We start from the raw sequence: 13,593 nt of genomic DNA, 5'->3' as shown, positions 1-13,593 counted from the left end.
CCGATAGGAGGATGCGCTTTGGAAGATATTTTCAGCCTCTCTGAACGTCCGAAGGATCCGTTGAGTTTCAACGCTATCCGGCTCAGTATTTCTTCCCCGGAGAAGATTCGCGAACGTTCTTTCGGTGAAGTTAAGAAACCCGAGACCATCAATTACCGGACTTTCAAGCCCGAACGTGACGGTCTTTTCTGCGCCAAAATTTTTGGACCTACCAAGGACTACGAATGTAATTGCGGCAAATACAAGCGCATGAAGCATCGTGGTATCGTTTGCGAAAAGTGCGGCGTGGAGGTGATCCCCAGCAAGGTTCGGCGTGAGCGTCTCGGGCATATTGATCTGGCCTGCCCGGTTGCCCATATCTGGTTCCTCAAGTCACTGCCTTCCAGAATCGGTACGCTGCTGGACATGACATTGAAGGAACTGGAGAAAGTTCTCTACTTCGAGGCCTATGTCGTTCTTGACGGTGGCGATACCGATCTGCAGCAGGGTCAGTTGTTAACCGAGGACAAGTATCGTGAGGCCATGGAGGAATTTGCCGGTCAATTCTCTGCCGGCATGGGAGCCGAGTCGATCCGCGAACTGCTCATGCAGCTCGAACTTGAAGAGTTGGGCGTTTCCCTGCGTCAGGAGATGAAAGATGCGGCCAGCGAGGCCAAGCGCAAGAAAGTCGCCAAGCGCCTCAAGGTCGTGGAGGCTTTTCGTGCCAGCGGGAATCGCCCCGAGTGGATGATTCTGGAGACTATCCCGGTGCTGCCTCCCGAGCTGCGCCCGCTCGTTCCTCTTGACGGAGGACGTTTTGCGACTTCCGACCTCAACGACCTCTATCGAAGAGTCATCAATCGTAACAACCGTCTTAAGCGGTTGATCGAACTGCGCGCACCCGAAGTCATCATCCGCAATGAAAAGCGGATGCTGCAGGAGTCGGTTGACGCCCTGTTCGACAACGGTCGCCGCGGCAGGGCGATCACCGGACCCAACAAGCGTCCGTTGAAGTCCCTGTCCGACATGCTCAAGGGTAAGGGTGGACGTTTTCGCCAGAACCTGCTCGGCAAGCGCGTCGATTATTCAGGCCGTTCCGTTATCGTTGTCGGCCCTGAACTCAAGATGCACCAGTGCGGTCTTCCCAAGAAGATGGCGCTCGAACTGTTCAAGCCTTTTATCTACAACAAGCTTGAAGAAAAAGGGTTCTGCACGACCATCAAGAGCGCCAAGAAACTGGTCGAGAAGGAAAAACCCGAGGTCTGGGACGTGCTTGACGAGGTGATCAAAGAGCACCCCGTTATGCTTAACCGCGCACCCACACTGCACCGTCTTGGTATCCAGGCCTTTGAGCCCGTGCTGATCGAGGGCAAGGCGATCCAACTCCACCCGCTGGTCTGTACCGCATTCAATGCCGACTTCGACGGCGACCAGATGGCGGTCCATCTGCCCCTCTCTATCGAAAGTCAGCTTGAGGCCCGCGTGTTGATGATGTCGACCAATAACATCCTCTCGCCTGCCAACGGTAAGCCGATTATTGTACCATCTCAGGATATGGTGCTCGGTCTGTATTATATGACCCGGGAGCGAGTTTTCGCCCAGGGCGAGGGGAAGCTGTTCGCTGATCCCGAAGAGGTGCGCGTGGCCTATGACGCCGGCGCCGTGGATCTTCAGGCGCGCATCAAGGTTCGCATTTCGCCCGCTGTCGGTGAAGCCCCGCAACTGACCGAGACCACCGTCGGGCGCATCCTGCTGCGTGAAGTTGTTCCTGAGGGGATTGCCTTCGAGCATATCAATCGCGTCCTCGGCAAAAAGCAGGTCGGTGAGCTGATAGATGTCTGCTTCCGTGCCTGCGGCAACAAGGATACGGTTATTCTTGCCGACCGCCTCAAGGAGACCGGTTACAAGTTTTCCACCATGGCCGGCATCTCGATCTGTCTCGACGACATGCATATCCCTTCCTCCAAAGAGGAACGAATCAATAAAGCGGTTGAGGAGGTCAAGGAGATTCAGCAACAGTACACCGAAGGCCTGATTACCGATGGCGAGCGCTACAACAAGGTTATCGACATCTGGGCCAAGTGTGCTGAGGAGATCGGGCAGACCATGCTCGACAACCTGTCGGTTGATGTTCTGACGTCTGAATCCGGTGAAACGGTTAAAGCTCCCTCTTTCAATGCCATTCATATGATGGCCGACTCGGGAGCCCGCGGCAGCGCCCAGCAGATTCGCCAGCTGGCCGGCATGCGCGGCCTGATGGCCAAGCCGTCCGGTGAGATCATCGAAACTCCGATCACGGCCAATTTCCGTGAGGGCCTGACGGTGCTCCAGTACTTCATCTCTACCCATGGTGCTCGTAAGGGTCTTGCGGATACGGCGCTCAAGACCGCTAACTCCGGTTATCTGACGCGTCGTCTTGTCGATGTGGCGCAGGATGCTATTATCACTGAAGACGACTGCGGGACTCTTGACGGGATAACTATAGCGTCACTGACCGAAGGTGGCGAGGTGATCGAGCCTCTGGGTGATCGTATCCTTGGGCGCGTTGCTCTTGAAGACGTTCTTGATCCGATGACCGGCGACGTCCTGGTGGAAGCCAACAGCGAGATTGACGAAGCGCTGGTGGACAAGATCGCCGACGCGGGGATCGAGAGAATCAAGATCCGCTCCGTTCTCACCTGCCAGAGCAGGCGGGGGGTTTGCGCCCTGTGCTATGGGCGCGATCTGGCGCATGGCCACATGGTTAACCTCGGCGAAGCGATCGGCGTTATCGCCGCTCAGTCCATCGGGGAGCCCGGTACCCAGCTGACCATGCGGACCTTCCACGTCGGTGGTACGGCATCCCGGCGTGCTGAGCAGACCACCCTTGAGGCACGCTTTGAAGGAAGTCTCAAGTACATCCGTCTCAATACGGTCGAAGATGAATTCGGCCACCACGTCGTTATGAACCGCAATGGCGAGTTGGCGGTTGTGGACGAGTCTGGACGTGAACGTGAACGTTATGGCGTCGTTTACGGCGCCAAGATCCCCATTGCAGACGGAGGCGAAGTCAAGCCTGGTGCTCTGCTGGCAGAATGGGACCCCTACACCATTCCGATCCTTACCGAAGTTGCAGGTCGCGTGCGTTTCGGCGACATGATCGAGGGGATTACCATGGAGGAGCAGCTCGATGAGGTCACCGGCCTTTCGCGCAAGGTGATTATCGAGTCAAAGGATCCCGACAAGCGGCCGCGCATTACGCTCAAGGACGAGGACGGTAAAACCGTCAAGATGCCCAACGGCGCAGCGGCTCGTTACATGCTGCCGGTCGGAGCGAATATTGTTGTTTCCGATGATTGCTTAGTCAAGGCAGGTGCTGTTCTTGCCAAGATGCCCCGCGAAACCACCAAGACCAAGGATATTACCGGCGGTCTGCCGCGGGTTGCCGAACTCTTCGAGGCCCGCAAGCCCAAAGAGTACGCGATTATTTCCGAGATCGACGGCCAGGTTTCATTCGGCAAGGACTCCAAGGGCAAGCGCAAGGTCATTGTCACGCCGGAGTTCGGTGAACCGAAAGAGTACTTGATTCCCAAAGGTAAACACATCAGCGTGCATGAGGGCGATCATGTTCGCGCCGGCGAATTGCTGATGGACGGCTCGAGCAATCCCCACGACATCTTGAAGGTGTTGGGCGAGAAAGAGCTTGCCAAGTATCTTGTTGACGAGGTGCAGGAGGTTTACCGCCTGCAGGGGGTCAAGATCAACGACAAGCATATCGAGACCATCGTACGGCAGATGTTGCGGCGTGTCCGCATCAAAGAAGTCGGCGACACCCGCTTCCTGCTCGATGACCAGGTTGACCGGTACGAGTTTGAAGACGAAAACAACAAGGCCTTGGCTGAAGGGAGGGCGCCGGCTGTTGGTGAACCGCTCATGCTCGGCATTACCAAGGCATCGCTGTCGACCGAATCTTTCATCTCCGCTGCTTCGTTCCAGGAGACCACCAAGGTTCTGACCCAGGCGGCTATCGAGGGTAAGATCGACTTCCTGCGCGGCCTGAAGGAGAACGTCATTATGGGGCGCCTGATCCCTGCCGGAACAGGGGTCGCCAAGTACCGTTCAGTCAAGCTCCTGATAGAGGAACCGGAAGAAGTCGAAGAGGTTTTCGAATTGGACGATGTCGGGGAGGAGGAACCCCTCGGCGAATAATGTAACATCGGGATAACGTTGACAAAAACGGCCCTCGGTGGAGGGCCGTTTTTGTCCCTGAAAATAAAAGTTAGGCCCGAAGAAAAAGCCCTTGACAAAGGTGGGGGCGATTGATAATGTTAGCGGGTTTTTCCCCGGCAAAACCCGCTGAATCCCTTTAGGAATAAACGCTTAGAAGATTTTTTGGAGATTGTTCGATGCCAACGATTAATCAGTTGATCCGCAACGGCCGCCTGAAGAAGGAAAAGAAATCCACGGCGCCTGCGTTGAAAAACAATCCGCAGAAGCGCGGGGTCTGTACGCGCGTCTATACCACGACTCCGAAGAAGCCTAACTCGGCCTTGCGCAAGGTCGCGCGTGTGCGTCTGACAAACGGCATTGTTGTGACCTCCTATATTCCCGGCGTAGGGCATAACCTTCAGGAGCACTCCGTGGTCCTGATTCGTGGCGGTCGTGTCAAGGACCTTCCCGGTGTTCGTTATCACATTGTGCGCGGCGCTCTGGATTTGGCCGGGGTCAAGGATCGCAAGCAGGGTCGTTCCAAGTACGGCGCCAAGCGTCCGAAGTAAATTCTGGATTGAGGAAACGTTATGCCGAGAAGAAGAGAAGTTGGAAAGCGGGAGATTCTCCCGGATCCCAAGTTCGGGGATCTGCTGGTTGCCAAGTTTATCAATGCCGTGATGCTCGACGGAAAGAAGAGCGTCGCTGAGTCTATTGTTTATGGTGCGTTGGAGTTGGCTGCCGAGCGCAGCGGTGAGGAGCCGATCGAGATCTTCCGCAAGGCGGTAGAAAACGTGCGTCCCGTGCTCGAGGTCAAATCCCGTCGTGTCGGCGGTGCGACTTACCAGGTCCCGGTCGAGGTTCGATCCGACCGTCGCAATGCGCTTGCATTGCGCTGGGTCAAGACCTATGCGGCTGCTCGTGGTGAGAAGACCATGCGCGAGCGTCTGGCTGGCGAATTGCTCGATGCCATGAATGGCCGCGGGGCGTCGGTCAAGAAGCGTGAGGACACGCATCGCATGGCCGAAGCCAACAAGGCTTTTGCCCATTATCGCTGGTAGTTTCGCGCACTGTATTTTTAGTAATTGTGGGAAGGATGTTCGACTGTGGCACGTAAGGTACCCCTTCAGAAAACCCGAAATATCGGGATAATGGCGCATATTGATGCCGGCAAGACAACCACCACTGAGCGTATCCTGTTTTATACGGGTGTGTCTCATAAGCTTGGTGAGGTTCATGACGGCGCTGCAACCATGGACTGGATGGCGCAGGAGCAGGAGCGCGGTATTACGATTACCTCCGCTGCGACAACCTGTTTCTGGAAAGACCATCGCGTCAATATCATCGATACGCCTGGGCACGTAGATTTTACCATTGAGGTTGAGCGTTCTCTGCGCGTTCTTGATGGGGCTGTGGCTGTGTTTTGCTCGGTCGGCGGTGTTGAGCCCCAGTCTGAAACCGTCTGGCGTCAGGCTGACAAGTACCGCGTGCCTCGTATGGCATTCGTCAACAAAATGGACCGCGTCGGTGCCGACTTCGGGCGAGGGCTGCAGATGATGATCGATCGTCTTGGGGCCAATCCTCTGCCTCTGCAGTTGCCTATCGGCAAAGAAGATGGCTTCCGGGGTCTTGTTGACCTGGTGGAGATGCGTGCCATTGTGTGGGATGACGAGTCGTTGGGAGCCAAGTTTGAGGTCATCGACATTCCTGCTGAAATGGAAGACGAGGCCCGGGAGGCCCGCGAAAAGCTGCTTGAAGAGATTTCTTCCCACGATGATGTGTTGATGGAGAAGTATCTTGGCGGCGAAGAGCTTGCTGTTGACGAGATCAAGCGCGGTATCCGTAAGGGCACTCTTGATCTGGCATTTGTTCCGGTTCTCTGCGGGAGCGCTTTTAAAAACAAGGGCGTCCAGACGCTTCTCGACGCCGTTGTAGACTATATGCCTTCGCCTGTTGATGTGCCCCCCATCAAGGGAATTGATCCCGACAGTGGTGAGGAGATCACGCGGCCGGCAGATGACAGCGGTCCTTTCGCGGCATTGGCTTTCAAGATTATGACCGACCCTTTTGTCGGACAACTGACCTTCTTCCGTGTTTATTCGGGGATCGCGGAATCCGGCGCCAGTGTTATGAATACGACCAAGCTTAAAAAAGAGCGCTTTGGTCGTCTGCTGAAAATGCACGCCAACAAGCGAGAAGAGATCAAGGAAGTCTATTCCGGGGATATTGCTGCTGCTGTCGGTCTTAAGTTTACCTCGACCGGCGACACCCTGTGTGATGATAAGTCACCATGTCTTCTTGAGGCGATGGAGTTTCCTGAGCCGGTCATCAGTATTGCGGTTGAGCCGAAGACTAAGAGCGACCAGGAGAAGATGAGCGTCGCGCTTGGCAAGCTGACTCAGGAGGACCCCTCGCTTCGGGTGCATACTGACGAAGAGACGGGACAGACCATCATCTCCGGCATGGGCGAGTTGCATCTCGATATTGTTATCGATCGCATGTTGCGCGAGTTCAAGGTTGCGGCAAATGTCGGCGCACCCCAGGTTGCCTATCGCGAAACGATCACCAAGCCTGTCGAGGTTGAAGGTAAGTTCGTGCGCCAGTCCGGCGGCCGCGGGCAATATGGCCATTGCTGGCTGAAGATCGAGCCGCTTGAGCCCGGGTCAGGATTCGAGTTTGTCGATCAGATCAAGGGTGGTGTTATTCCTCGTGAATACATCCCTGCAGTTGGGAAGGGTGCCGAAGAGGCCGCACAGAATGGCGTCATTGCCGGGTTCCCCATGGTCGACGTAAAAGTGGTTGTTTTTGACGGTTCTTATCACGATGTCGACTCTTCGGAGATGGCGTTCAAGATTGCCGGTTCGATGGGCTTTAAGGAAGGTGTTGCCAAGGCATCGCCTGTTTTGCTCGAGCCTGTCATGGCAGTCGAGGTTGTTGTCCCTGAGGAATATATGGGGGACGTAATGGGTGATCTGAACAGCCGTCGCGGTCGTGTCATGGGTATGGATACTCGTGGCGGAGCGCAGGTTATTTCGGCCCAGGTCCCTCTGGCGAACATGTTTGGCTATGCAACCGATCTGCGCAGTGCCACACAGGGGCGTGCGACTTACACAATGGTTTTCGATCATTACGAGCAAGTGCCCAAAGCGATTGCCGACGAAGTCATCGCTAAAACAAAGGGCTGATTTAAGGAGGGTTCTTCCCATGGCTAAAGCAAAATTCGAAAGAACAAAACCCCATGTCAATATCGGGACCATTGGTCACGTCGACCATGGGAAGACGACTCTGACCGCGGCGATCACCAAGGTTCTGTCCGAAGCCGGCGGTGCGGAATTCAAAGCATTTGACACAATCGACAATGCTCCCGAGGAGCGCGAGCGCGGCATCACCATCGCCACCGCTCACGTCGAGTACCAGACCGCAGCACGTCACTATGCTCATGTTGACTGCCCCGGCCATGCCGATTATGTCAAGAACATGATCACCGGTGCGGCGCAGATGGACGGTGCGATCTTGGTGGTCTCGGCCGCCGACGGCCCCATGCCTCAGACTCGCGAGCACATCCTGCTGGCCCGTCAGGTCGGCGTGCCCGCCATGGTGGTGTTCCTCAACAAAGTCGACATGGTCGACGACGAGGAGCTGCTCGAGCTGGTCGAGCTGGAGATCCGCGAGCTTCTGACCCAGTATGATTTCCCCGGGGATGACATTCCGATCATCAAGGGCTCGGCTCTGGCCGCTCTGGAAGGTCGCGACGAGGAGATCGGGAAGAAAGCCATCTTTGAGCTGATGGATGCCTGCGACAGCTACATCCCTGAGCCCGAGCGCGATATCGATCGTCCGTACCTGATGCCTGTCGAGGACGTGTTCTCCATCTCCGGTCGCGGCACCGTTGTAACCGGTCGTATCGAGCGCGGCATCGTCAAGGTCGGCGACGAAGTTGAAATTGTCGGGATGAAGGATACGGTCAAGACGGTTGTGACCGGTGTCGAGATGTTCCGCAAGCTGCTTGATCAGGGTCAGGCCGGCGACAACGTCGGGGTTCTGCTGCGCGGCACCAAGCGTGAAGATGTGGAGCGCGGTCAGGTCCTGGCCAAGCCCGGCAGCATCACGCCTCACACCCGCTTCAAGGCTGAAGCCTACATTCTGACCAAGGAAGAGGGTGGACGTCATACACCGTTCTTCAAGGGATATCGTCCCCAGTTCTATTTCCGCACCACGGACGTGACGGGTGTGGTTGAGTTGCCTGAAGGGACCGAGATGGTCATGCCGGGCGACAACATCGCGATGACGGTGAATCTGATCACCCCGATCGCCATGGACAAGGAACTGCGTTTCGCGATTCGTGAAGGCGGCCGCACCGTCGGTGCCGGCGTCGTCAGCGACATTATCGAGTAAATAGAGGAAGTTCTCATGCCCAGCCAGAAAATCAGGATTCGTTTGAAGGCCTACGATCATAAGCTGCTTGATCAGTCCGTTACTGAAATTGTCGATACGGCCAAGCGTACCGGTGCTCGCATTGCCGGACCGGTGCCTCTTCCGACAGTTATTAACAAGTACTGCGTTCTGCGTGGTCCGCACGTCGACAAAAAAAGTCGTGAGCAGTTCGAAATCCGCACCCACAAGCGGTTGCTGGATATCCTTGAGCCCACGCAGCAGACGGTTGACGCGCTGATGAAGCTTGATTTGTCGGCCGGTGTCGATGTGGAAATCAAGCTCTAAAAAACTTGCTCCGGATAGGGTTACGAATATGAGTAAGGAAATTCTTGGAAAAAAACTGGGGATGACCCAGATTTTCTCGGTCGACGGACGACGCATCCCCGTTACGGTGGTGGAAGCCGGCCCCTGTGTGGTGGTCCAGAAAAAAACCGTCCAGACCGATGGTTATAACGCCGTTCAGGTTGGTTTTATTCCTAAGCGGGCCGAGAGGGTGAACAAGCCTGAGATGGGGCACTTCAAAAGGGCTGGACAGGGCGCCTTTTACCATCTCAAGGAGTTTCGTCTTGGAGATTCTGATGGAGATCAGGTCAATCCCGGTGACTCCATCACCTGTGAAATCTTTGCTCCTGGTGAGATCGTCGATGTGCGCGGCGTGAGCAAGGGCAAGGGCTTTCAGGGTGTCATCAAGCGCTGGAATTTCTCCGGCGGCCGGGCTTCGCATGGTTCGATGTTTCACCGTGCTCCTGGTGCCATTGGTTGCAGTGCCTGGCCTTCCCGCGTCTTTAAAGGGAAAAAGATGGCAGGTCAGATGGGCAACAAGCAGGTGACCACCCAGAATCTTCAGATTGTTGAAGTTCGCCCTGAGCAGAACCTGCTACTGATCAAGGGTGCCATTCCTGGTCCTAAAAACGGCGTGGTGGCGATCCGCAAGGGCGTCAAAGCCAAACAAAACGGTTAAAGGGGATTGGGAGAGAAGTCATGGCAACTGTACCTGTTTATAATATTGAAAAAAATAAAGTTTCGGACATTGAACTGTCCGACGACATCTTTAATACCGAAGTCAAAGAGTATCTGATTCACGAGATGGTTCGCTACCAGCGTGCCGCCCGTCGTCAGGGTACTGCGAAGACCAAGGGCCGCAGCGAAGTTCGGGGCGGGGGCAAGAAGCCTTATCGCCAGAAGGGAACCGGCAACGCGCGTCAGGGCTGTATCCGTGCACCTCATTATGTGGGCGGCGGGACAGCCTTCGGTCCGACGCCTCGCGACTATCGTTTCAAACTTAACCGCAAGGTCAAGAAGGCCGCTGTGTGCAGCGCTCTTTCAGCACGTTTCAAAGAGAGCCGCATGACGATTCTCGACCAGATCAACCTTGATAAGATCAGCACCAAGGGTTTTGCCGAGGTCCTTAAGCGGTTTGAGTTGGAAAACGCCCTGATTCTCATCGATGAGGCGAACCCTGCGGTCGAACTGTCCGCTCGTAATATCCCCTCGGTTAAGGTTCTGCGCGCCGAGGGTGTGAACGTCTATGACCTGATGAAATATCACAGCCTGGTTCTCACTCAGGGTGCGGTTTCCCAATTGGAAGGAGCGTTGGAAAAATGAAACCTCTGCATCAGATTATCGGCAAGCCGCTGATTACCGAAAAGACCAGCCTTCAGAAAGAGATGGGGCAGGTCGTCGCATTCGAAGTCGCGCGCAATGCCAACAAGATCGAGATCAAGCAGGCCGTGGAACAGGCATTCGACGTCAAGGTCAAAAAGGTTAATACCGCTTTGATGGCCGGCAAAGTCAAGCGCCGCGGTCTTGTCATCGGTAAACGGCCCAACTGGAAAAAGGCGTATGTGACCCTTGAAGAGGGCAGCAATATCGACTTTTTCGGTGTCTAATCGGATATCAGCTCAGCTTACGGAGTCGCAATAATGGGAATCAAGAAGTTCAAGCCGACCTCACCCGGGCGGCGCCACATGAGTTCATCTTCTTTCGAGGAGGTGACCAAGGGTACTCCCGAGAAGTCTCTTCTGGCACCTTTAAAAAAGTCCGGCGGCCGCAATTCCTATGGTCGCATCACCAAGCGCCACACTGGAGGCGGACATAAGCGCAAATATCGTATTGTCGATTTCAAGCGCGATAAAATGGAAGTGCCGGCCAAGGTTGCTGCAATCGAATATGATCCCAATCGCTCAGCACGTATTGCGCTCTTGCAGTATATGGACGGCGAGAAGCGCTACATCCTCGCGCCGGTCGGGCTCAATGTCGGTGACCAGGTGATTGCCAGTGACAGCGCCGATATCAAGCCCGGCAATGCCATGACCATCCGCTCCATTCCATTGGGAACCTGGGTTCACAATGTTGAGCTCAAGGTCGGCAAAGGTGGGCAGCTTGCTCGCAGTGCCGGCACCTATGCCATGATTGCCGCTAAAGAGGGTAAGTATGCTCAATTGCGCATGCCCTCCGGCGAAGTGCGGCTGGTGATGCAGGATTGCCGCGCTACCATTGGCCAGGTCGGGAATGCGGATCATGAAAACGTAAAAATCGGTAAGGCTGGACGTAATCGCTGGCTTGGTAAGCGGCCTCAGTCCCGCGGTGTTGCCATGAACCCGGTAGACCACCCCCACGGTGGTGGTGAGGGTAAAAGTTCCGGTGGTCGTCATCCCGTTACCCCCTGGGGCGTTCCGACCAAGGGCTACAAAACCCGCGTGAACAAGCGTACCGATCGATTCATCATTCGCAAACGGAAGTAATTCCACCTGATTTAATAGGAGTTGGAAGTGGCTAGATCAATTAAAAAAGGGCCCTATATTCAGGACAGCCTTCTGCGCAAGGTCGACATTGAAGGTGGTACTACCCGTAAGGCGGTCATTAAGACCTGGTCCCGTCGGTCCACCATCATCCCTGAATTCGTTGGGCACACCTTCGCGGTGCATAACGGCAAAAAGTTCATTCCGGTATTCATTACCGAGAATATGGTCGGGCACAAGCTCGGCGAGTTCGCCCCTACTCGGACCTATTATGGACATGGTGCCGACAAAAAGGGCAAGGGCAAGAGAAAATAGGACATTCCGATAGGAGTCTAGATCCATGGAATCCAGTGCAAAATTGAGATACGCGCGACTTTCGGCGCAAAAGGCCCGCCTTGTTGTGGACCTGGTGCGTGGACGCAACGTCCAGGACGCGTTGACCGTGTTGAAATACAGTCCGCAGAAAGCTGCCGGGATTGTCTCCAAGCTCGTGGCCTCCGCAGTAGCCAATGCCGAGCAAAAAGGCGTCTCCGATGTGGATCGGCTCTATGTGAAGCAGATCTTCGTCAATCAGGGTCCGGCGCTGAAGCGTTTTATCCCGCGTGCCATGGGGCGCGCCAGTCGTATTCGTAAGCCGACCAGCCACATTACCGTGGTTCTCGGTCTGAAATAGTCCGTTAGAGGAGGTGACAGCTTGGGACAGAAAGTTCATCCTGTTGGGTTTCGTCTGGGTGTAATCCGGACATGGGATTCCCGTTGGTATGCCGAGGAGAATTATGCCGATCTCGTGCATGAAGATATAAAATTGCGTGACTATTTGAAGAAACGCCTTTACCATGCCGGGATTTCTAAGATAGAAATGGAGCGCGCCGCGAACAAAGCAAAAATTAACATTTATGCTGCGCGTCCTGGCATCATCATCGGCAAAAAGGGGTCCGAGGTCGAGGCGCTCAAAAAAGAGCTGGCCAAACTGACCGACAAGGAAATCTTTATCAATATCCAGGAAGTCCGCAAGCCTGAAATTGATGCCCAGCTTGTTGCCGAAAACGTCGCTCTGCAGCTCGAGCGTCGCGTGGCCTTTCGCCGCGCCATGAAAAAAAGTGTCAGCCAGGCCTTGAAATTCGGAGCTCAGGGGATCAAGATCAATTGTGCCGGACGTTTGGGTGGTGCTGAGATGAGCCGTACCGAGTGGTATCGCGAGGGCCGCGTGCCCCTGCACACCCTTCGGGCCGATATCGATTATGGCTTTGCCGAAGCGAAGACAACCTACGGCATCATCGGTGTCAAGGTTCTTATCTTCAAAGGCGAAGTGTTGAAGCAAGAGCAACAATAAATGGGTTTTAGGAGTTAGCCGTCATGTTAATGCCCAAGAAGGTTAAATATAGAAAGCAGCAAAAGGGCCGCATGAAGGGGGCGGCCCAGCGGGGCACAGAACTCAATTTCGGAGATTTTGGTCTTCAGGCGATTGAGTGCGGTTGGCTGTCGTCGCGTCAAATCGAGGCGGCACGTCGTGCCATGACCCGCTACATTAAACGTGGCGGCAAGATCTGGATCCGTGCGTTTCCGCACAAGCCTCTGACCAAGAAGCCCGCCGAAACCCGTATGGGTAAAGGCAAGGGGTCTCCGGAGTCCTGGGTAGCCGTAGTCAAGCCCGGGCATATGCTCTATGAGATGCAAGGTGTGGAAGAGGGAATCGCACGTGAAGCCTTCCGTCTTGCCGCTCACAAGCTCCCCATGAAAACCAAATTCGTGACCCGGGAGGCGTTTGGCCATGAAGGCGACTGAAATGCGTGAAATGAGTCTGGATGAATTGGACCAGAAAAATCAGGAACTGAACAAGGAACTTTTCAACCTCAGGTTTCAGATGCATACGGGGCACCTCGAGAACACCGCACGTCTGTCTCAGGTGAGAAAAGACATCGCCCGCATCAAGACCATCATGGTTGAGAAGAAGGTATAGGCGGGATTGCGAGGATTATTATGACGAAACAGCGTGGAAACCGGAAAACCCGCATCGGGATTGTGGTCAGTGATAAAATGGACAAAACCGTCGTGGTCCGTGTCGACCAGATGGTCAAGCATCCCGTATACCGCAAGTACATTCGCCGCAAGGTGACTTGCAAGGCGCACGATGAGCTCAACAGCTGCCAGGCGGGAGACAAGGTTCTGATTGTCGAGTCCCGCCCCTTGTCCAAGGAAAAGCGGTGGCAGGTTCGAGAAATTCTTGAAAAGACTACAATGGTTTAGGAGA

General features: G+C 55.0%; 16 protein-coding genes. All 16 read left to right on the top strand.

The genetic code is table 11. From position 1 onward, the window contains the following. The first annotated feature begins 18 nt into the window (after nt 1-18). Nucleotides 19-4,167, top strand: a complete 4,149-nt coding sequence (rpoC, locus tag GSUB_RS12680; RefSeq protein ID WP_040201102.1) for a DNA-directed RNA polymerase subunit beta' — start codon at nt 19-21, stop codon at nt 4,165-4,167. A gap of 197 nt (nt 4,168-4,364) precedes the next feature. Further along, the gene (gene rpsL / locus GSUB_RS12675) at nt 4,365-4,736 is read left to right on the top strand and encodes a 30S ribosomal protein S12 (RefSeq protein ID WP_040201100.1); all 372 of its coding nucleotides are present in this window, start codon (nt 4,365-4,367) and stop codon (nt 4,734-4,736) included. A gap of 21 nt (nt 4,737-4,757) precedes the next feature. Continuing rightward, entirely contained in the window at nt 4,758-5,228 is a 471-nt protein-coding gene (gene rpsG / locus GSUB_RS12670; RefSeq protein WP_040201098.1) for a 30S ribosomal protein S7, read from the top strand. Nucleotides 5,229-5,273: 45 nt separating this feature from the next. Further along, nucleotides 5,274-7,352, top strand: coding sequence for an elongation factor G (gene fusA, locus GSUB_RS12665; protein ID WP_040201097.1), 2,079 nt, complete (start codon nt 5,274-5,276; stop codon nt 7,350-7,352). Nucleotides 7,353-7,371: 19 nt separating this feature from the next. Beyond that, nucleotides 7,372-8,562: an elongation factor Tu gene (tuf, locus tag GSUB_RS12660; protein ID WP_040201096.1), complete on the top strand. Its 1,191-nt coding sequence runs from the start codon at nt 7,372-7,374 to the stop codon at nt 8,560-8,562. 15 nt (nt 8,563-8,577) lie between these two features. Beyond that, nucleotides 8,578-8,886 (top strand): 30S ribosomal protein S10, encoded by a 309-nt coding sequence (gene rpsJ / locus GSUB_RS12655; RefSeq protein WP_040201095.1) that lies wholly within the window; start codon nt 8,578-8,580, stop codon nt 8,884-8,886. A gap of 28 nt (nt 8,887-8,914) precedes the next feature. After that, nucleotides 8,915-9,562 (top strand): 50S ribosomal protein L3, encoded by a 648-nt coding sequence (gene rplC, locus GSUB_RS12650; protein ID WP_040201094.1) that lies wholly within the window; start codon nt 8,915-8,917, stop codon nt 9,560-9,562. 20 nt (nt 9,563-9,582) lie between these two features. After that, nucleotides 9,583-10,206 (top strand): 50S ribosomal protein L4, encoded by a 624-nt coding sequence (gene rplD, locus GSUB_RS12645; RefSeq protein ID WP_040201093.1) that lies wholly within the window; start codon nt 9,583-9,585, stop codon nt 10,204-10,206. Beyond that, the gene (rplW, locus tag GSUB_RS12640) at nt 10,203-10,490 is read left to right on the top strand and encodes a 50S ribosomal protein L23 (RefSeq protein ID WP_040201092.1); all 288 of its coding nucleotides are present in this window, start codon (nt 10,203-10,205) and stop codon (nt 10,488-10,490) included. The genes rplD and rplW overlap by 4 nt, the downstream gene beginning before the upstream one ends. Nucleotides 10,491-10,523: 33 nt before the next feature. Continuing rightward, entirely contained in the window at nt 10,524-11,345 is an 822-nt protein-coding gene (gene rplB / locus GSUB_RS12635) for a 50S ribosomal protein L2 (protein ID WP_040201090.1), read from the top strand. 27 nt (nt 11,346-11,372) lie between these two features. After that, complete coding sequence (rpsS, locus tag GSUB_RS12630; RefSeq protein ID WP_040201088.1) at nt 11,373-11,657, top strand: 30S ribosomal protein S19; 285 nt, start codon at nt 11,373-11,375, stop codon at nt 11,655-11,657. 25 nt (nt 11,658-11,682) lie between these two features. Next, nucleotides 11,683-12,015 (top strand): 50S ribosomal protein L22, encoded by a 333-nt coding sequence (gene rplV, locus GSUB_RS12625; RefSeq protein ID WP_040201087.1) that lies wholly within the window; start codon nt 11,683-11,685, stop codon nt 12,013-12,015. 21 nt (nt 12,016-12,036) lie between these two features. Further along, nucleotides 12,037-12,675, top strand: a complete 639-nt coding sequence (gene rpsC, locus GSUB_RS12620) for a 30S ribosomal protein S3 (protein ID WP_040201086.1) — start codon at nt 12,037-12,039, stop codon at nt 12,673-12,675. Nucleotides 12,676-12,698: 23 nt separating this feature from the next. Next, complete coding sequence (rplP, locus tag GSUB_RS12615; RefSeq protein ID WP_040201085.1) at nt 12,699-13,127, top strand: 50S ribosomal protein L16; 429 nt, start codon at nt 12,699-12,701, stop codon at nt 13,125-13,127. Then, nucleotides 13,114-13,302: a 50S ribosomal protein L29 gene (rpmC, locus tag GSUB_RS12610; RefSeq protein ID WP_040201084.1), complete on the top strand. Its 189-nt coding sequence runs from the start codon at nt 13,114-13,116 to the stop codon at nt 13,300-13,302. The genes rplP and rpmC overlap by 14 nt, the downstream gene beginning before the upstream one ends. 20 nt (nt 13,303-13,322) lie before the next feature. Beyond that, nucleotides 13,323-13,589, top strand: coding sequence for a 30S ribosomal protein S17 (gene rpsQ, locus GSUB_RS12605; RefSeq protein ID WP_040201082.1), 267 nt, complete (start codon nt 13,323-13,325; stop codon nt 13,587-13,589). Nucleotides 13,590-13,593 lie beyond the last annotated feature (4 nt).

Origin of the sequence: Geoalkalibacter subterraneus (genome assembly GCF_000827125.1) — a bacterium.
GTDB lineage: Bacteria > Desulfobacterota > Desulfuromonadia > Desulfuromonadales > Geoalkalibacteraceae > Geoalkalibacter_A > Geoalkalibacter_A subterraneus.
This window is presented reverse-complemented; position numbering and strand designations above follow the sequence as displayed.